Origin of the sequence: Paeniglutamicibacter sp. ZC-3 (assembly GCF_025847175.2) — a bacterium.
GTDB classification, from domain to species: domain Bacteria; phylum Actinomycetota; class Actinomycetes; order Actinomycetales; family Micrococcaceae; genus Paeniglutamicibacter; species Paeniglutamicibacter sulfureus.
The window spans coordinates 1-18796 of sequence record NZ_JAOYTG010000004.1; the positions used below are offsets into that span (position 1 = coordinate 1).

Consider the following 18796-nt stretch of genomic DNA (forward strand, 5'->3'; position numbering starts at 1 on the left):
GGGGGGGGGGCTAGGCCTTGACCGGCCACTGCCCGTCGACGACGGCAGCTGGGTCCTTGCGGCGGAAGAACTCCTGCAGGCTAGCTGCTTGCTCCTTAGCCCAGTCGACCTGGAAATCGTGCAAGTCCGCAGCATCAATCTGCAGGTTCGGGTACTTGGCGGCCTGCGCATCGGCAATCCCGATGGTGGCTGCGGCATCGGCTGCCGACGTGTGTGCGTTCACCAGCTGAACGCCATAGAACTCGCTCATCACCGAGAGGTTTCGCTTGCCGCGGCGGTACTTGTCCACCTGCTTGTCCAGGACGTACGGGTCGATGACCGGCGAGGCGACAAGCGGGTCCAGCAGGTGGCGCTTGGCCTCTCGGTCAAGAACCGTGAAGTCATACGCGGCGTTGAAGGCCATGACAGGCATGGTCTGGAACAGATCGGCAAGGAAGGCCGAGATCTCGGCAACGGCCGTGGCGGAGTCCATTCCCTCTGCCTGGGCCTTGGCGGTGGTGATGCCGTGGATCGCCGCTGCCTCTTCAGGAATCGCCACGCCGGGGTCGACGAGCCATTCCCTGGTCTGCAGGATTTCCGAGCGCCCGTTGACCACGACGATGGAAGCGGTGACGATGCGGGCGTCGAGTGGATCGCGACCAGTGGTTTCCAGGTCGAATGCAGCGCGGGGGAGATTGTGCCAAGAATTCATGAAACCAACGCTACCGGGAACCAGAGACACTTTGGCCCACCGCAGCACGAGCGTGGATGAACACCCTGCGAGAGACCGGATAATGGAGTGATACGTGTGGGGAAAGGGAAAGGGGACAATCGTTGACTCAACCAGGCCAAGAGCCGCTGCGGGACCAAACCGGCCAAGCTGACGGCGGTACTGCCGGGTTGGACTATGACGAAGCCGTCTTTGCCCTCGTTGCGCTGATTCCCTCCGGGAAGGTCCTTTCCTACGGCGACATTGCGGAGCTGCTCGGTTCCGGCGGCCCGCGCCAGGTCGGCAAGACGATGGGCCGCGGCGGAGACGATGTCACCTGGTGGCGGGTCATCCGCTCCAACGGGACCCTTCCGGCGGACTTGCAGTCGATCGCCAACGTGCACTGGGACCGGGAATCCACGCCCCGCACCGCCTCCGGTGTCCGTATGGCGAAGGCCCGCTGGCAACCCTCCGAGGCAGACCACGCGCGCATTGACCGCGTGGCCGAACTGCTGCCGATTCCAAAACGTCACCCGCGAATGATCTGATGGAGCACATGGACACCCTCGCATCCACCCGCGATATCGCGCTTACCGCCGCGGACCACGCCTTGGTCGCCGATGCCGCGCAGCAGGAATTGCTGGAGCTCGAACCCGGCCACGGACCGGTGTTGGTGTTGGGCGGACCCGGGACCGGGAAGACCACGACGCTGCTGCGAGTGCTCACGGCGCGGCTGGACACCGGGCTTGATCCGCAGCACGTGCTGGTGCTTTCCCCTACACGCTCCGCCGCGGCCACGCTCCGCGACGACCTCTCCGCCGGCACCGACAAGACGTTCTCCGAACCTGCCGTGCGCACCTGGTCTGCCTACGCGTTCGACCTGATCCGCAGGGCCCGGCTGGACGGGCTGCTGCCGGCATTGCAACGGCCACCCCGGCTGCTTTCGGGACCCGAGCAGGACACCTTGATCGGGCACCTGCTCGAGGGCCATGCCCTGGGAATCACGACAGGCCCGGAGTGGCCCGAATCCCTGGGTGAGGCGATCGGCACCCGGGGATTCCGCAAGGAGCTGCGTGAACTCTTCGACAGGATTTCCGAGCACGGGCTCGAAGCCGGGGCCCTGCAGGACCTTGGCGAGTCCCTGGGCCGCCCCGAATGGATCGCCGCCGCCCAGTTCTACCAGGAGTACCGCGACCTCTTGGACCTGGGCAGTGCCGAGGCCTTCGACCCGGCCGGACTGCTGGCTGCCGCCGCCGGCATCCTGGAATACAACCCGGAGTTCCTGGCCGCCGAGCATGAACGCCTGCACCTGGTGATGGTCGATGACCTGCAGGAAGCCAACCCGGCGCAGCATCGCCTGCTGTCGCTGCTGGCCCGCGGGCGCGACTTGGTGGCCTTTGCCGCACCAGACAATGTCGTGCAGGGATTCCGTGGCGCACGCCCGGACATGCTGGGCGAATTCGGTGCCCGCCTGGGTACCGAAAACTATCCGGCGCGCACGATCGAGCTGACGACTTCCTATCGCCTGAACGAGGAGCTCGCGTTCGCCTGGGGCCGAGTGGCCAGACGGATTCCCGTCGCGGCCGGTGGCGCCGGGAGGATCCTTGATGTGCCCGAGGACGGGAACACGGATCACTCCTCCGCAAGCCAAGTGGCCGAAGCCGGAGCGCGAGGCGTGTCGGACAGCGAACCCGACGCGCCGGAGGTGCCCGCGCCGGGCAACCTCGAGGTGCTGCTGGTGGACTCGCCCATCCACGAACAGCGCCTCGTCGCCCAGCGGCTGCTGGAAGAACACCTGATCCACCACCGGCCGTTGGACACCATGGCGGTGATCCTTCGCAACGGGTCACAGGTCCGCTCCATGGCCAAGTACCTGGCCGGGACCGGCATCGCGGTGAACACCCCGCCCGCGGAAACCCCGCTGCGCGAGGAACCCGCGGTGCGTCCGCTGCTGGACTTGATGCAACTGGCACTGGCACCGGAGGCGCCGCAGGATCCGTTGTTGCTACAGGAACTCTTGATGTCCCGCTACGCCAACGCCTCGGCACTGGACGTGCGGCGGTTGCGCCAAGGACTGCGCCGCCACGAGGTCGCGGCCGGAGGCAACCGCTCCAGCGCCGAACTGCTCACCGGGATGCTGGACCAGCTGGAGCTGCTCGAGACCATGGGCCGCGAGGCAGCAGGGGCCAGGCGCCTGGCCAGGATGTACCAGGCGCTCCGCACCGAACTGGCGAGCAACGACGTCAACGCCGAGACCGCTCTCTGGTCGTTGTGGGCGGCAAGCGGCATGGCCCAGAAATGGACCGATGCTGCGCTGGCCGGCGGCATCCTGGGAACGCGTGCCGACCACGACCTCGATGCCATGCTGGCCATCTTCCAATCCGCCGAACGCTTCGTTGACCAGCTGCCCGGTTCCTCCGTGTCGCAGTTCGTGGAGCACGTGCTGGGCCAGGAGCTGCCCATGGACACCCTGGCCAACAGGGGCGGGTCCGCCGCCTCCGTCCAGGTTCTCACCACTGCGGCGGCCGCCGGGCGCGAATGGGACCTGGTGCTGGTGCCGGGCATGCAGGAAGGCATCTGGCCCAACACCAAGCTCCGCGGCGAGCTGCTGGGCGGGGGAGCGCTCAGCGACGTGATCGAACACGGCCCGCAGATTCTCCCCGTCCGCAATGTCGCCTCCCTCATCCGCGAGACCCGCGCCGACGAACTGCGCACCTTCGCCAATGCGATCTCGCGCGCAAAGTCCAAGGTCCTGGCCATCGCCGTGGCCTCCGAGGACACCGCGCCCTCGTCCTTCCTGGACATCGTGGACCCCGACGGGGCGATCCAGGGCCGCCGGACGATCTTCGTCCCGCGACCCCGGACCCTCGGCGCCCTGGTGGCGGAGCTGCGCCAGGCCGCCGAAGCCACGGCCCTGGACGAAGCCAGGGCGCCGCTGCACCACGACGCCACCACCGTGCTTGGAACCCTGGTCGCCGCACCGCACCCGGTCCGCGGGGCGCATCCCGCCGGCTGGTGGGGACTGGCCGAATCCACCTCCAGCGGACCCGTGGTCCCGCCCGGTGACCCGGTCAAGGTTTCCCCCTCGAAGGTCGAGGCCGTGATGAACTCACCGCTCAACTGGTTCGTCCAGGCAGCCGGGGGAGAGGCAGCAACCGACTTTGCCCGCTCGCTGGGCACCCTGGTGCACTCCATCGCCGAGGAACACCCCGAGGCCAGCGGAGGCGAATACCTGCGAGTGCTCGAGGAGCGCTGGGGCGAACTGGAAATGCCGGAGAACTGGGAAGGTGCCCGGGACAGGGAACGCGCCGAATCGATGCTCAAGAAGCTGGCACAGTACAACGTCATGATGCGCACGGAAAACCGGCGACTCATCGGCCGGGAGATCCCCTTCGAGGTCACGATCCCCGCACCTCCCGCCATCGAGGATCCTGCCACCTCCCCCTCGACGCCAGCCGATCACAGCGCACCGCGCGCGGCCTTGCTGCGCGGGGTTGTGGACCGCGTAGAGGCCGACGCGGACGGCAACCCGTGGGTCGTTGACCTGAAGACCGGTAAATCCCAGCCCAGCGGCAAGGACGTGGAAAAACATCCGCAGCTTGGCGCCTACCAGGCTGCCGTCATCAACGGTGCGCTGGACAGGAAGACCGCCGAGGAACTCACGCGCGTTCCGGCCGGTGCTTCGCTGGTGCAATTGGGAACCGGCACCAAGTCCCCGCGTGAACAGGCCCAGCCCGCCATCACCGACGAAGACTGGGCCACCCCGATGGTTTTGTCCGCCGCCCAGTTGATGGGGGATGCGGACTTCCTCTCCCGCCACGACCCTGCCCGCGGAGGACGCAGCGGCAGCAACTGCCGGTTGCCGGGAATTTGTCCATTGTGTTCTGAAGGAAGGCAGGTCACCGAGCCGTGAGCCGCACCGAAGCAGCAACGCCGCCGGCCGATGAGCTGGCCGGATTCGACTCGCCCGCCACGGATCAACGGGTGTATTCGCCCGAGGAGCTGGCCGATATCCTGGGCCAGCACCAGCCCACCCCAGAGCAGTCGGCGATCATCTCCTCCCCGCTGGAGCCGCTGCTGGTCATCGCCGGCGCCGGGTCGGGCAAGACCGCCACGATGGCCGACCGGGTCATTTGGCTGGTGGCCAACAACAAGGTGCGCCCCGAGGAAATCCTCGGCGTGACCTTCACCCGCAAGGCCGCCGGTGAGCTGGCCCAGCGCATCCGCGGGCAGCTGGAGAAGCTGGCCCGTTCCGGGTTGCTGGAGCTCGAGGACGAGGGCCTGCTGGATCCTTCGGTGTCCACCTACCATTCCTACGCCAACACGCTGGTGAAGGAACACGGTCTGCGCATCGGCGTCGAGTCCGACACCGCGCTTTTGGGCACCGCACAGGCCTGGCAGGTTGCCGCGGCAGTGGTCGAGGGGTACACCGGGGACTACGAGCACCTGGCTTCGTCCAAGAACACGCTCATCGACGCCGTGGTGACCTTCGCCGGGGAATGCGCGGAGCACCTGGTTTCCCCGGTGGACGCCAAGGAATGGATCGATACGCTGGTCGGGCGGCTCGAGGCGCTGCCCTACCGCATCGACAAGCCCGCAGCACCCTCCCAGGAGGCCCGCAAGCTGCTGGACAAGCTGCGCACCCGTTCCACCATCGCCGAACTGGCAGTTGGATACGCGCAGGCCAAGGCCGCCCGCGGAGCCCTCGACTACGGCGACCTGGTGGCGCTGGCCGCCCGCATCGCCAGGGAAATCCCCGAGGCCGCGCACAGTGAACGAGCGCGCTTCAAGGTGGTGCTGCTCGACGAGTTCCAGGACACCTCGCACGCCCAGATGGTGCTCTTCTCCTGCATCTTCGGCGACGGGCACGCGCTGACCGCGGTGGGGGATCCCAACCAGTCCATCTACGGCTTCCGTGGAGCCTCGGCCGGGCAGCTCTTCCGTTTCCCCACGGAATTCCCTGCCCGTACCCACCTCTCAGGCGTGGACGGGGGCGAGGGACTGCGCCCCGCCTCGGTGGCGTATCTAAGCACCGCCTGGCGCAACTCGGTCAATGTCCTCCAGGCGGCCAACGCCGTTTCCGCGAAGCTGAACTCGGTAGCACCCTCCGGAATTTCGGTGCCGTCGCTGAAACCCAGCGCCTTTGCCGGAACAGGAAAGGTGGAACTGGCCCGCTACGCCACCGGGTCCCAGGAAGCGGCAGCACTGGCCCGGCGCTTCGTCGCCGAGCGCAATTCCTTCTTCGCCGAGCACGGGCGCAACCCGTCCATGGCGGTGCTCTGCCGCACCCGCTCGCAGCTGACCCCCATTTCCCGCGGTTTGGAGGACGCCGGGATCCCGTACGAGATCCTGGGCCTCGGCGGGCTGCTGAGCATGCCCGAGGTCACCGACATCGTCGCGACGCTCAACGTGCTGGTTGACCCCAACCGTTCGGACCACCTGGTGCGGCTGCTGGCCGGGGCGCGCTGGCGCATCGGTCCTGCCGACCTGATGGCCTTTGCCGACTGGTCGCGCTTCCTGGCCAGGCGCCGCGAGTTTGCGCTGAAGGACGGCAGACCGGAGAACCTTGACGCGCCCGAGAGCGCCGAGGAAGTCACCCGCGGGGAGGCCAGGGCTGAATTGAACGACGCCGCGAGCCTGATCGAGGCCCTGGACCACCTGCCGCATCCGGACTGGGTCTCCGGCGACGGTCGCGCCCTGACTCCCGAGGCCCTGGCCCGGTTGCGCACGCTGCGCGACGAGCTGCGTTACCTGCGCGGCTTCATCGACGACGACCTCGAGGCCCTGCTGCGCGAGACCGAACGGGCCATGGGGCTGGACATCGAGGTGGCCGCGAAGCCCGGGGTCGGCATCCACGAGGCCCGGCGCCACCTTGATGCCTTCGCCGACATTGCCCAGGACTACGCCAGCACCTCCGCACGCGTCGACCTTGCGGGATTCCTGACCTGGCTGGAGGCAGCCGCCGAAAAGGAGGGCGGGCTGGCGATCGTGCCCGGTGAATCGAATCCGGACGCGGTGCAGCTGCTGACCATCCACGCGTCCAAGGGCCTGGAATGGGATGTGGTCGCTGTGACGGGGATGAACGATGGCGTGTTCCCCAGTGCCAACGATTCGCGCTGGACCAGCGGGGACGCGGCACTGCCGTGGCCATTGCGCGGGGACAAGCACGACCTGCCGCAGTGGGACACCGACCAGGAGTGCCTCTTCGATGCGGTCAAAGCCGAGGGGATGTTCAAGTCGGAGGTGCTGGCCCACGCCGAACTGGAGGAACGGCGCCTGGCCTACGTTGCGCTGACCCGGGCCAAGTCCTTGCTGATCTGTTCGGCCACCGCGTGGACCGGCACGCGCACCAAGCTCACCGAGCCCTCCGGTTTCCTCCTGGACATGCTGCCGCTCGTCGATCCGCCGAACCCCACGGCCGCATCCACGACGTGGGTGGCGGACGAAGACGCGCCGGAGGCCAATCCGTTCCGCGAGGCGCCGCTGGAGGCCAGGTGGCCTTACGATCCGTTGGAAGGACCGATTGTTACAGGCGGCGGGATGCAACGCCCCCGGCCACCGGGACGCCGCGCCAAGCTGGAAGCCTCGGCCACGGCAGTACTCCAGGCCGCCCGGCATGCTTCCGACGGCACCGTGGCGCGGGCCGCTCCGTCAGCCGAATCCAAGGATGGTGAAGGCCTCCCCGTGCAGCAAGGGACCTGGCAGACCCCCACTGGCGAGAGCTGGTTCAAGGAAGCCGAGCTCTTGCTGGCCCGGAAGGCACAGGAAGCAGCCGAAGAACGGACCACGGTGATACCGAAGCACGTGCGTGCCTCCGTCTTCGTGGACCTGGCCACCGACGCCTCAGCGGTGCTGGCCGAGCTGCGCCGTCCCGTGCCGCGCCGCCCGGGGACCGCAGCCCGCCGCGGCACCGCGTTCCACGCCTGGCTGGAGGAGTACTTCGACTCCACCGGGATGCTGGAACTGGGTGACTACATGGAAGCAGCCGACGCGTACATCGACGACGCGCTTGACCTGGAGGACATGAAGAACGCCTTCCTGGACTCCGAATGGGCCAACCGCCAGCCGGCATTCGTGGAGGCAGCCATTGAGACGCGCATCGGCCCGGTGTCGGTGCGTGGCCGCATTGATGCGATCTTCCAGGAACCCGACGGGGCCTGGCTGCTGGTGGACTGGAAGACCGGTCGGGTGCCGCGCGGCGAGGAGCTGCGGATCAAGGCCCTGCAGCTGGCGGTGTACCGGCTGGGCTGGGCGCGGCTGCGTGGCATTGACGTGTCCGAGGTTCGTGCGGCGTTCTACTACGTGGGTTCCGGCACCACCATCCGGCCGCACGACCTGGCGGATGAAGCCGAACTCGAGAGCCTGATCAGCAATTCAATGGGCGCGCTGAACGGCTGATTGCCGACACTTCGCGGGGCAAACGCAAGGGGCGGGGACGATCCGATCGTCCCCGCCCCTTGCGTTGCGGCCTAGAGGCCCGGAACGCTGACCACGTCGGACTTGGACGGAGCCTCGTTCGGCTTGACGGCGTTCCACTCGCTGAAGGTCATGGATCCGGTGCCTTCGCTTGCGGATCCGGTTGATTCAATCTTCAGCAGGTGGGGTTCGCCCTCGGCGGCGATCCAGAAAATGGTGTCGCTGCCGGTGTACTTGAAGGCCTTGGCGCCGTTGAGGTCGTCGAGGGACTTCTTGGTAATCTTTGGGGCTTCCATCGTTCCGAGTTCATCGGTGTCCATCGATGCAAGGAAGGAACCCACCGTGAAGTCCCCGAACTGGTCGGCGTTCTTCGTTGAAATCCACTTGTTCGCTGCGACCGTATCGAGCATCTTCGCGGCCTCGGCCCCGGCTCTTTGGGTCAAAAATGCCTTGTTGGGCTTCATGTACGAGACGTTGTCGACCGTCAGTAGTTCGATGGAGGCGTCGTCCTGGCTCATTTTCATCAGGGAATTGGTTCCGTCGACGGTGCCCGAAAGCTCGAAATTGCCTTTCTCGGAACCGTTGGCGATGTCACCGATGACGGTTGCCGAGGTGGCCTTCTTAAGGGCGGCGGACGTCTTGGGGAAGATTTCCTTGGCTTCCGGCACCACGATTTCGGCCTCCACCGAGGCGGCCTCGGATCCGGCAGTCGACGCCCCGGCGGACTGTTCCACGGCGGCCGAACATCCGGTCAGGGCCAGCAATACCCCGGCGGTTGCTGAGAGCAGCATGGTGCTGTTCTTGAAATTTTTCATACGTTTGTCCCCGCTATGCATAGGAAGTTGGAAGTCGCTCACCGACGTCAGGAAGAGCAAGCCTCACTCTATCAAGTGGACTTAATATGAAGCGATCCGTAACAGGAGGTTCGCCAACACAGACGCCTGCCTGCTATTTAGGGTGGGCAGGCTGGACGGGGATCGCGGTGGTGTCGCTCCCTGCGGAATCCTTTTCCCTACCGTTCGGGGTCTGCTCTCCGGACGTTAAGGTGCCATCTTCGGAGACGTTCGCCTTCGACGAGTTCACGGGGGATTCAGCCGAAGTGACGGATTCGTTGGTATCCGCCGTATCCTTCTCGTCCTTTGTTTCCTTGGCGTCGGTGTCCTGGCCCGGCGCTGTGTCCGGGGAGGACGAGGCCTTGGATTGCTTGTCCGTCGATCCCGGCTCGGAGTCGCACCTCGACTCCGAGCCGGTCTTAGGGGAGCTGGCAGGTTTTGGCGGGGCAGCGGCCGGGACCGGCGGTACGGCAGGTGGCGTCGGTACGGCGCTCACGGGGGAGGGCACGATCCTAAGGGCCGACGTTTCCGGCTCGGCAGGACTCGATGATTTATCCGCATCGGGCCCGGCATCGTCCACTGGCGCGATGCCGGATACGGTGACTTTCTTGGCGACGGGCAACTTTTCGGCGACGCTGACGGGTTCGGGCTGTTCGTCGGTCGCTATGGGGCGCGCTGCACGCGGGGGCTCGACCACGGAGATGGGCTGCCCGCCATACTCGGCAATATCCGAATCGAGTTCCTCGAGCATGATTTTTGCCTCGGCTATGCGCTCGGCGTCGCCGCCGGCAATTGCCTTGACCAGCCACTGGGCCAGCGCAAACTCGGCTGCCAGTGCGGCACGACGCATGATGTGTGGATCGGCGCGGTCCCCGCGCACTGCAACGTAGCTTTCGAAGGCTGCCTCGGCGAAGGACTGCTCGTGCACGGCCGCGAGCCAGGCGAAGTCGTCGGCCGGATCCCCGACCTGCAGGTCGGTCCACCCGGTGACGGCAACGACCTTGGCGTCCTGGACCAGCAACTGGTCCTCGTGCAGGTCCCCGTGGATGACGGTTGCGTTGAAGCGCCACAGGGCCACGTCTTCCAGCGCGTGTTCCCAGCGGCGCAAGAGCCGCGAGGGGATCATGCCGGTGGTCGCCGCGGCGTCGAGCTCGTTCAGGCGGCGCTGGCGAACCTGCTCAGCCGTGTAAGAGGGCAAGTCCGCCCGGGCAATTGCGGAAGAGGGCATCGAGTGGATGGCTGCCATGACCGACCCCAGGTCGCGGGCGCAGCGTGAGCCCTGGGACACCAGGTCCTCGAGGGAGTACTGCTTGCCGGGAACGTGGTTGTACACGAAGGTCCGCAGCGGGCCCTGTCGCACGGTTCCGGCGACGGAGGGCAACTGGAAGGGCAGCGAGGCGCGAATGCCGGCGGAAAAGGCGCGCAGGGCGGCCAATTCCGTTTCGAGGCGCATGCTGGCTTCCTCGTGGCGCGGGGAGCGCACGCGCCACCGGTTCTTGGCGGCATCGACAATAAGCACCGAGTCGAAATCGTTGCCGTCGTCCGGCAGCGATGCCACGCCCGTGGGCGCCAAGCCGGGGACCGCGGCGGTGGCGATGGCAGCGAGTTCCATGGGAGAGCGTTTCACATCCTCCACCGTAGACCGCAAGCCGTGCCCGCGTCCTGCGGTGCGGCGGCGAGTCGCATGTTTTGCGTTCAACTCCTTCCGGTTGCCCCTCGCGGGGAGGGTCGGAGGGACGGTGCCCCGCGCCACGGGAAGGTGCGCCGATGGCCACAACCGGTGCCTTGAAGTAGGCGTTGGGCCACAACTCTCAGTACGGTTGGTGCTATGAGCGATACCGTGCAGAACCCTGTGACCAGCTTCCCGGCGCTAGGAGCCCTGCCCTTGGCGCGTGCCACCACCGACCGCGGTTGCGAGCGGCGCACCGACGAGGGCTGGCTCGATGTACTGCGCGCTGATCCCGCGACCCGCCACCTGGTGCTGGTTGGCGGTCGTGCCAGGGTGCTCGATGGTGAATTGGTGTTGATTGAGCTGGCCGCGGTGCCGGCCGGCGGCACGGAGATCTACCTAGGTTTTGACGGCACGTCCGAAATCGTGCTGCATTCCTTCCACGATGCCCCTGTCACGTCCGACGGCCAGCCGTCGGCCGGTTCCACGGATCCGGAGCAGTGGCTGGGGCTGCGCGACGTCGCCGCCGGACTCGGTGCCCGCGACGCGGGGCTCTTCGTCGAGGCCGTCGCCATCGCCAACTGGAACCACGCGGTGAACTTCTGCCCGCGTTGCGGCGGCAAGCTGGACCTGCGCGCCTCGGGCTGGGTCAAGCACTGCCCGGCCGAGGACCTGGAGCATTTCCCGCGCACCGACCCTGCGGTCATTGTCGCCATCACCGACGAGGATGACAGGTTGCTGCTGGGTGCCAACAAGGCATGGGGCGGGACGCGCTTCTCGACCTTGGCCGGATTCGTGGAGCCGGGCGAGTCCCTGGAATCCGCCGTCATCCGCGAGGTCGCCGAGGAATCGGGAGTCGTGGTGCGCAACCCCCGCTACATGGGCTCGCAGCCCTGGCCGTTCCCGCGCTCGCTGATGCTCGGCTTCACCGCCACCGCCGTTGGCACCGAGCTGGTCCCCGACGGGGAGGAGATCATCGACCTGCGCTGGTTCACCCGCGATGAACTTGCCGAGGCCGTCCGCTCCGGCTCCATCGGAGTTCCCACCGGAACCTCCATCGCCAGTGCCCTGGTCGAAAACTGGTACGGCGGCGTGCTGCCCGAACCCGAACGGCTGGCAAACTAGAACATGACGGAGACGACCGACATGGGGGCCCTGGAAGAACGCATCCTCGCCGGGCTGGACGAGGAACAGCGACAGGTTGCCACCACCCTGCGCGGGCCGTTGTGCGTGCTGGCCGGCGCCGGAACCGGCAAGACCCGCGCCATCACCCACCGCATCGCCTATGGCGTGCACACCGGGGTGTACAAGCCCTCCTCCCTGCTCGCGGTGACCTTTACCGCCCGCGCCGCCGCCGAAATGCGCTCGCGCCTGCGGGAGCTGGGGGCCGGGGCCGTGCAGACCCGCACCTTCCACGCCGCTGCCCTGCGCCAGCTGCAATACTTCTGGCCGCAGTCCATTGGCGGGCAGCTGCCGTCCATCGTCGACTACAAGGCGCCGTTGATCACCGAGGCCGCCCGCCGGCTGCGCACCACCGCGGACCGTGCGACGGTTCGGGATCTGGCCAGCGAGATCGAGTGGGCCAAGGTCTCGATGCTCACCCCCGAGTCCTACGTGGCAGCCGCCGCGGACCGCGGGCAGCCCGGCGGGCTGGATCCGATCACCGTTTCGCGGATTTTCCAGGCCTATGAGGACGTCAAGACCGATAGGCAGTTCATCGACTTCGAGGACGTCCTGCTGTTGACCGTGGCGATCCTGGAGGACGACGAACGGGTCGCCGCCTCGGTACGCGGACAATACCGGCACTTCGTGGTCGACGAGTACCAGGACGTTTCCCCGCTGCAGCAACGGCTGCTGGACCTGTGGCTCGGCGGGCGCGACGAACTCTGCGTGGTGGGCGATGCGTCCCAGACCATCTACTCCTTCACCGGCGCCACCCCGCGCCACCTGCTGGATTTCACCGCCACCTATGAGCAGGCCCCGGTGGTGAAGCTGGTGCGCGACTACCGCTCCACCCCGCAGGTGGTGCACCTTGCCAACCGCGTGCTTGCCGCCCGCCGCCCCGAACCAGGGGTCCCGGACCGTGACATCAACTGGCCCACCCCGCTGGAACTCATCGCCCAGCGCGAGAACGGGCCCGAGCCCACCTTCTTCGAGGCCAAGGACGATGAGGCCGAGGCCTCGGAGATCGCCCAGCGCATCAAGAAACTTATTGCCGAGGGCACCCCCGCGTCCGAAATCGCGATCCTCTTCCGCACCAACGGGCAGTCCGCCGCCTACGAGCAGGCGCTGGCCTCGGCCGGTGTGGGCTACCTGTTGCGCGGCGGGGAACGCTTCTTCGCCAGGCGCGAGGTGCGCGACGCGATGCTGCAATTGCGCTCCGCCGCCCGACACGCCACCACCGAGGTCGACGGGGCAACCGTCCCGCAGCTGACCCGCGACATCCTGGTTTCGCTGGGCTACAGCGCCACGGCACCGGCCGCCTCCGGCGCAGTGCGCGAAAAGTGGGAGTCGCTTTCCGCCCTGGTGGCGCTCGCCGACGAGATGGCGGAGGCCCGAGCAGGTTCCGAGGTCCCGTTCACGCTGCACACCTTCGTGGCCGAGCTGGAGGAACGCGCAGCCAGCCAGCACGCCCCCACGGTGCAGGGGGTCACGCTGGCCTCGCTGCACGCGGCCAAGGGCCTGGAATGGGACGCGGTGTTCCTGGTCGGGCTCTCCGAGGGCTTGATGCCGATCTCCTTCGCCGACGACCAAGCCGGATACGATGAAGAACGGCGCCTGCTCTACGTGGGCATCACCCGCGCCCGCGTTCACCTTGGCCTGTCCTGGTCGCTGGCGCGCACGCCCGGAGGGCGGGCCAACCGCCGGCCCTCCCGCTTCCTGGACGGGTTGCGTCCGGCGGGAACCTCCCGCGTCGCCTCCGCGCCCAAGGCCGCCCGGCGCCGGAGCCCGGCGGGACCGCCGAAGTGCAGGGTCTGCGGGACACTGCTGACCAGTGCCACCGAACGCAAGCTGGGCCGCTGCGGCAATTGCCCGGCGGGGTACGACGAAGCGGTGTTCGAGTCCCTTCGGGCCTGGCGGCTGCAGGTGGCCCAGGCCAACTCGCTTCCGGCCTTCGTGATCTTCACCGATGCCACGCTGATGGCCATTGCCGAGTCCAAACCCGACGGTCTTGCCGGCCTGGGCCAGGTGTCCGGCGTCGGCAAGGGCAAGCTGGAGCGCTACGGCGAGGCCGTGCTGGCCATTCTGGCCGGCGACACCGTGGACTAGAAGCGAAGCTCAGGCCGCCAGCGGGTCCAGGCAGGTGCAGCGGGACCTGGCCCTGGCCGGCACGGAGGTGATGGAGCCGGTGGGAAGGTCGCAGACGGTCATGGATCCGGCCGCCGCCGGGATATTGATGCGGTCCAGGGCCATCAGCACCGCCATGGCGGCAAGGCCGGCGGCCACGGCAGCCAGCGAGGCCTCGGGGCGCAACGCCGGTGCCCGTCCGACAGACTCCCGGGCGTCGAGCATCCGCAGCGTGGGGTCGCATTGTTCCCACGCGCATGCGGCGCACATGGTGAGACCGTCGATGACCATCGGACCCAGGTGCATTCCCGAATCGGTGAACAGCACCGGCAGCATCGCGGCATCGACGGCCAGGGATTCCAGCGGCGGCAGCATGCCGCCTGCCATCACCACCGCCATGTCCAGGGCCGCTGCGTCGGGACTGCGACCGGCGGCATCCGCCACCACCAGGTGCGGGTATGTCGACTGCAGGGCCCGGGCCGTGGCACGGGCACGCGGGGCCCCCACGCCGGTGATGCCCGTGGTCCCTGCACCCAGGTCCCCGGCATCCAGCGGGGAACCGTCGCAGAGCATCAGGGACCCGACGCCGGCGCCGGCCAGGACATGGGCCAGCAGCTGGCCCATCCGCCCGCAGCCGTAGAGAGCCACCTTGGCCTCGGCGCGGCGCCGCAGCACCGGGACGGCATCCATTTGGTATGCGGCTCCCCATTGCAGGACATCGGGCACCAGGCGCGCCCCAAGCCCGGATCCCGTGCCAAGCGCACCGACAGGTTCCGCTCCTTCCGCGAGCGGAGGCTGTGTGGAGGACTGGACCAGCGCCGGGCCCAGCATCGCCAGGATCTCTGTCCGCCGCCGCTCATCAGGCAGGTCGGGCGCGGGGCTTGCAGGGCGCGGGCCGTGCTCGCAGAGGGAGAGCACAAAACGCTTTTCCGCCGGAGTGAGCCCGGTTATCCACCGCGCGCGCTGCCCGGTGCCAATCTGGATGGCGCCCTCCACTAGGCTAAGTACCTGCAAGCCCGGGTTGATCCTCATGATGTTTCTCCTTGGGGGAACGGCGGCACCGGCACGATTCCCCGTCGCCGGCGCCCTGAATGAACCCATCGTGGCACCGGCCGCGGGGGACTCGCCGGCTATCCACACCCTGGAGCGGGAAAGTGCCCCGGCACCGGGGACCGGGCATCGGCACAGGCAGCGGCACCACGCAGTGGCGGAAAGGACACCAACATGCGAACCCAACCATCGACCATCGAGTACGTGGACGAGAAGGGCACCCCCATCCGCGTGGTGCGCTCGGCCAAGCGCAAGAAGACCATCTCCGGGGCGTGGAAGCAGGACACCATGGTGGTCTCGGTGCCAGCTGGCCTGACCGAGCACGCCGAACGGCTTTTGGTGGCCGACATGGTGAAGAAGGTCATGCGCAAGGTCGCCCGCGGATCCGCGACGGACCCGGACGCGCAGCTGGCGGCCCGGGCCCGGGAAATGGATGCCCAGCTCTTTGGCGGGCGTGCCGATCCGTCCTCGGTGTCCTGGGTGTCAAACCAGAACCGGCGCTGGGGTTCGGCCAGCTTGAACAGCCGCCGGATCCGGCTCTCGGACCGGCTGCGCGCCATGCCCCAATGGGTACAGGACTATGTGCTGGCCCACGAACTCGCCCACCTGGTGGAGCCGCGAGACGGCCACGGCCCGCGGTTCAAGGCGGCGCTTTCACGCTACCCACGGGTGCACGATGCCAACATCTTCCTCTCCGGGGTCAGCCACGGCTACCATGCAGCGGCCAAGCCCGGGGCCCATGCACCCGGTGACCTGCCTTTGGGCGGGGAGGATGACATCGACGACTTCGATGATCTTGACGGCGGGTTCGGGGAGTTCGGCCAAGCCGCCGGGTAGGACTGCCCGCTGCCGGACCAAGCGGCTTCGGCATTCCGGGTGGCCACGACCTTTCCCCCAGTCAGGCCCAACCGCCAACGACGAAGGGGGTGCCCGCGCACATGGCGCGGACACCCCCTTCGTCGTTGGTCACAACTACTTGTCGCCCGGGCTCTCCGGTTCCGGACCCTTCTCGGCCCCGGAGTCGGTGGGGGAATCTGGCTTCCCGCCTTCCTCCGGGGTGTCCGAGGCATCGTCCTTGCCGGCCTCGGGTTCGTCGAAGCCGCCAGCCAGCAACTTGCTCAGCGCCGCATCGATGTCGTCCATGCTGGCCTCGGCCAGCTGGCGACGGGACGTGAATCCCTGCGGGTCCTTGAGATCCTCGTCGGTGGGCAGCAGGTCGGGGTGCGCCCAGATCGCGTCGCGTCCCTCCAGCCCGCGTTCCTCCAGCAGGTGCGCCCAGAGGGCGGCTGCCTCGCGCAGGCGGCGTGGGCGGAGTTCCAGGCCCACCAGGGAGGCGAAGGCGTTCTCTGCCGGCCCGCCGGCTGCCCGGCGGCGACGGATGGTCTCGCGCAGGCCGGGGGCGCCGGGCAGGTTCGCCGCGGCGGCGGCCACGACCTCGTCGACCCAGCCCTCGATCAATGCCAGCACCAGTTCGAGTTTGGCCAGCGCGGTTTCCTGGGCAGCGGTGCGCTTGGGCATGAACAGGCCTTCGCCCATCAGCGACTGGAAGGATTCGGGGTTCATCGGGTCGATGTCCCGCACTGCTTCCTCGATGCGCGACATGTCGATGTGGATGCCGCGGGCGTAGGACTCGACGGCGGAAATCACCGAGGAACGCAGCCACGGCACGCGGTTGAACAGGCGGGCGTGGGCGCATTCGCGCAGTGCGGCAAAGAGCAGGATTTCCTGCTCCGGGATTTCCAGGCCCTCGCCGAAGGCGGCGATGTTGGTGGGCACCAGGGCAGGTGCCGATCCGGCCAGCGGCAGCCCGATGTCGGTGGCGCCGAGCACGTCCTTGGCCAGGCCGCCGACGGCGGTGCCCAGCTGCATGCCGAACATGGTGCCGCCCAGTTGCTGTAGCATGCCCTGTGCCCCACCCATCATCGGGCGCATCTGCTCGGGGATCTGCTCGCCCAACGCCGCAGTGATGGCCTTGCCCACGCTCAGTGCGACGGGTTCGGTCAGCGACTTCCACACCGGCATGGTCTTTTCCACCCATTCGGCGCGGGAGAAGGCCCGGCATTCGCTGCCGTCGGCCTCGAACACGGTTGCGGCATCGAGCCACATCTCGGCCAGCCGGGCGGCGTTTGCCACGGCCGAGGCGCGGTTCGCGGAAATGGAGGGGTCGTTGGAGGCGATGGACTGGCGGGCGGCATCGGTGGCCATCTTCCAGTTCACCGGGCCGCCGTCGCCCTTGGCCATCGCTGCCATCATCGCCTGGGCCTGCGCCATCATCTGCGCCATGGCCTCGGGGTTGTCGGACAGGCCCATGGCCTCGCCCAGCCCCGCGGGAAGGTTCTTGGGGTCAAATCCGCCGGCGCCGCCAAAGAGAGAGCCGAACATCTCGGAGAACGGGTCCTTCGCGTTCTCGTCATCGTTTTCGGAGTCGTCGGGTCGGTTTGATGGGGGATTTTCAGCCATGGTTCAACGGTACCCCCGGCCCGCGGCATCAACACATGAACTGGAGTTGCAGTTCGCTGTGGGCACATCGGAAAACACTGTGAAGTCCTCGGTGGTCCGGCGCCGACGACGCCCGGTCCTGCAAGGGGCTTGTAGGCTGGAGGATGCCACGGCGCAAGGTGTACAACCCCCTGCGCCGCGAGCGCGAACACGAGCAATGAAAGAGGGAGTCGTGCCAGCAGTGCATGAAGGACCAGGACCGGAGCACGGCCGGCACACCGACGTGGCCCCGGGAGCACACCCGGACCCGGACGGCGCCGACCACCGGCCGCTGACCCACCGCTGGCCGGCAACCGATCCCGGCCAGGGCCTGCTGCGCCACAAGCGCGCGGGGGCCGGCTGGCTCGCCATGGTGATCATCGCGGCGGCCACGCTGCTGCCCACTCACTTCGTGGTCGAATCCGCGGGTCCGGCGCTGAACACCATCGGCAGCGTGGAGGGCACCAGGCTGCTCGACATCAGCGGGGCCCCGACCTACCCCACCTCCGGGCAATTGGACATGACCACCGTGTACGTCCAGGGCGGGGGGCAACAGCGGTTGCCGTTCTTCAGCGTGCTGTGGGGCTGGATCAACCCGGACGAGGACGTGGTGCCCGAGGAGACAGTGCTGCCGCGCGGCACCACCACGACCGAGCAGAGCGAACAAAACACCCTGATGATGGACGATTCGCAGCAGCTCTCCACCGCCGCTGCCCTGCACGAGCTGAAGATCCCCTACTCCAGCCACCTGGGCGTGGTCGGGTTCGCCACCGAGCGGAATTCCGGTGCCCTGAAGGTCTCTGACCGGCTCGAGACCATCAACGGCCAGGAAATCACCGACCTTGAATCGCTGAAGAAACAGCTCGACGCGGCGGGGGAGTCGCCCAGCAGGTTGGGCATCATCCGCGACGGGAAGCCGATGACTGTCACGGTGGGCACCGACGCCGGACCGGCGGGCCAGCGGCAGCTGGGGATCTTGCTCTCGGGCAGCTTCGATTTCCCGCTGGAGGTGAAGTTCGGGCTGGAAAACGTCGGCGGTCCCAGTGCCGGCATGATGTTCGCCCTGGCGATCGTGGACCAGCTGACCGAAGGTGAAATGACCGGGGGCAAGCACTTTGCCGGCACCGGCGCCATCACCGCCGAAGGAAAGGTCGAACCCATCGGCGGGATCGCTCAAAAGCTCGTCGGCGCCAAGGACCAGGGGGCCGAGTACTTCCTGGCCCCGGCGGAGAACTGTGCCGATGTCACAGGCCGGGTCCCCGACGGGCTCGATGTCATCAAGGTAGCCACCCTTGCCGAGGCCCGGGCGGCCGTCGAGGGGATCGCCGCGGGCCAGGACCCCGCCGCGTTCCCTTCCTGCGGATAACCGGCACC

The 18796-nt window shown here is 67.8% G+C and carries 12 protein-coding genes; 7 read left to right on the forward strand and 5 right to left on the reverse strand.

The annotated features are described in order from the left end of the window. Positions 1–10 precede the first annotated feature (10 nt). Entirely contained in the window at positions 11–691 is a 681-nt protein-coding gene (locus OIU93_RS06140; protein ID WP_264269211.1) for a 3'-5' exonuclease, read from the reverse strand. Between the two features lie 122 nt (positions 692–813). On the opposite strand from OIU93_RS06140, the gene OIU93_RS06145 reads away from it, so the two are divergent. Genes OIU93_RS06145 through OIU93_RS06155 form a run of 3 tightly spaced genes read left to right on the forward strand, consistent with a single transcriptional unit; the run spans position 814 to position 8086 of the window. Further along, positions 814–1236 (forward strand): MGMT family protein, encoded by a 423-nt coding sequence (locus OIU93_RS06145; RefSeq protein WP_264269212.1) that lies wholly within the window; start codon positions 814–816, stop codon positions 1234–1236. 8 nt (positions 1237–1244) lie between these two features. Beyond that, a complete protein-coding gene (locus tag OIU93_RS06150) occupies positions 1245–4601 on the forward strand; it encodes an ATP-dependent DNA helicase (protein WP_264269213.1) in 3357 nt (1118 codons plus the stop codon). Beyond that, a complete protein-coding gene (locus OIU93_RS06155; RefSeq protein ID WP_264269214.1) occupies positions 4598–8086 on the forward strand; it encodes an ATP-dependent DNA helicase in 3489 nt (1162 codons plus the stop codon). The genes OIU93_RS06150 and OIU93_RS06155 overlap by 4 nt, the downstream gene beginning before the upstream one ends. A gap of 71 nt (positions 8087–8157) precedes the next feature. On the opposite strand, the gene OIU93_RS06160 is transcribed toward OIU93_RS06155, so the two are convergent. Together OIU93_RS06160 and OIU93_RS06165 are read right to left on the reverse strand one after the other, a co-directional pair. Next, positions 8158–8895 carry a hypothetical protein gene (locus OIU93_RS06160; RefSeq protein WP_264269215.1) on the reverse strand — a complete coding sequence of 246 codons (738 nt, stop codon included), beginning with the start codon at positions 8893–8895 and terminating at the stop codon, positions 8158–8160. A gap of 157 nt (positions 8896–9052) precedes the next feature. Next, positions 9053–10564 carry a macrolide 2'-phosphotransferase gene (locus OIU93_RS06165; RefSeq protein ID WP_264269216.1) on the reverse strand — a complete coding sequence of 504 codons (1512 nt, stop codon included), beginning with the start codon at positions 10562–10564 and terminating at the stop codon, positions 9053–9055. Positions 10565–10765: 201 nt separating this feature from the next. On the opposite strand from OIU93_RS06165, the gene nudC reads away from it, so the two are divergent. Both nudC and OIU93_RS06175 read left to right on the forward strand, forming a co-directional pair. Continuing rightward, positions 10766–11731, forward strand: coding sequence for an NAD(+) diphosphatase (nudC, locus tag OIU93_RS06170; RefSeq protein WP_264269217.1), 966 nt, complete (start codon positions 10766–10768; stop codon positions 11729–11731). A 3-nt stretch (positions 11732–11734) separates the two neighbouring features. Further along, positions 11735–13876 (forward strand): ATP-dependent DNA helicase UvrD2, encoded by a 2142-nt coding sequence (locus OIU93_RS06175; RefSeq protein WP_264269218.1) that lies wholly within the window; start codon positions 11735–11737, stop codon positions 13874–13876. A gap of 9 nt (positions 13877–13885) precedes the next feature. Here the strand turns inward: OIU93_RS06175 and OIU93_RS06180 are convergent, their stop codons facing one another. Then, positions 13886–14926, reverse strand: a complete 1041-nt coding sequence (locus OIU93_RS06180; RefSeq protein WP_264269219.1) for a ThiF family adenylyltransferase — start codon at positions 14924–14926, stop codon at positions 13886–13888. Between the two features lie 192 nt (positions 14927–15118). Between OIU93_RS06180 and OIU93_RS06185 the strand changes: the two genes are divergently transcribed. After that, complete coding sequence (locus tag OIU93_RS06185) at positions 15119–15781, forward strand: M48 family metallopeptidase (RefSeq protein ID WP_264269220.1); 663 nt, start codon at positions 15119–15121, stop codon at positions 15779–15781. Between the two features lie 135 nt (positions 15782–15916). Here the strand turns inward: OIU93_RS06185 and OIU93_RS06190 are convergent, their stop codons facing one another. After that, positions 15917–17404, reverse strand: coding sequence for a zinc-dependent metalloprotease (locus tag OIU93_RS06190; protein ID WP_264269221.1), 1488 nt, complete (start codon positions 17402–17404; stop codon positions 15917–15919). 220 nt (positions 17405–17624) lie between these two features. On the opposite strand from OIU93_RS06190, the gene OIU93_RS06195 reads away from it, so the two are divergent. Then, positions 17625–18788: a PDZ domain-containing protein gene (locus OIU93_RS06195; RefSeq protein ID WP_264269222.1), complete on the forward strand. Its 1164-nt coding sequence runs from the start codon at positions 17625–17627 to the stop codon at positions 18786–18788. The last annotated feature ends 8 nt before the right edge of the window (positions 18789–18796 follow it).

Excerpts from the sequence above, each read along its gene's own strand:
- OIU93_RS06180 (WP_264269219.1), bottom strand. The coding sequence starts at position 14,926 with ATGAGGATCAACCCGGGCTTGCAGGTACTTAGCCTAGTGGAGGGCGCC.
- OIU93_RS06150 (WP_264269213.1), top strand. The coding sequence starts at position 1,245 with ATGGACACCCTCGCATCCACCCGCGATATCGCGCTTACCGCCGCGGAC.
- nudC (WP_264269217.1), top strand. The coding sequence starts at position 10,766 with ATGAGCGATACCGTGCAGAACCCTGTGACCAGCTTCCCGGCGCTAGGA.
- OIU93_RS06175 (WP_264269218.1), top strand. The coding sequence starts at position 11,735 with ATGACGGAGACGACCGACATGGGGGCCCTGGAAGAACGCATCCTCGCC.
- OIU93_RS06185 (WP_264269220.1), top strand. The coding sequence starts at position 15,119 with ATGCGAACCCAACCATCGACCATCGAGTACGTGGACGAGAAGGGCACC.
- OIU93_RS06140 (WP_264269211.1), bottom strand. The coding sequence starts at position 691 with ATGAATTCTTGGCACAATCTCCCCCGCGCTGCATTCGACCTGGAAACC.
- OIU93_RS06190 (WP_264269221.1), bottom strand. The coding sequence starts at position 17,404 with ATGGCTGAAAATCCCCCATCAAACCGACCCGACGACTCCGAAAACGAT.
- OIU93_RS06160 (WP_264269215.1), bottom strand. The coding sequence starts at position 8,895 with ATGCTGCTCTCAGCAACCGCCGGGGTATTGCTGGCCCTGACCGGATGT.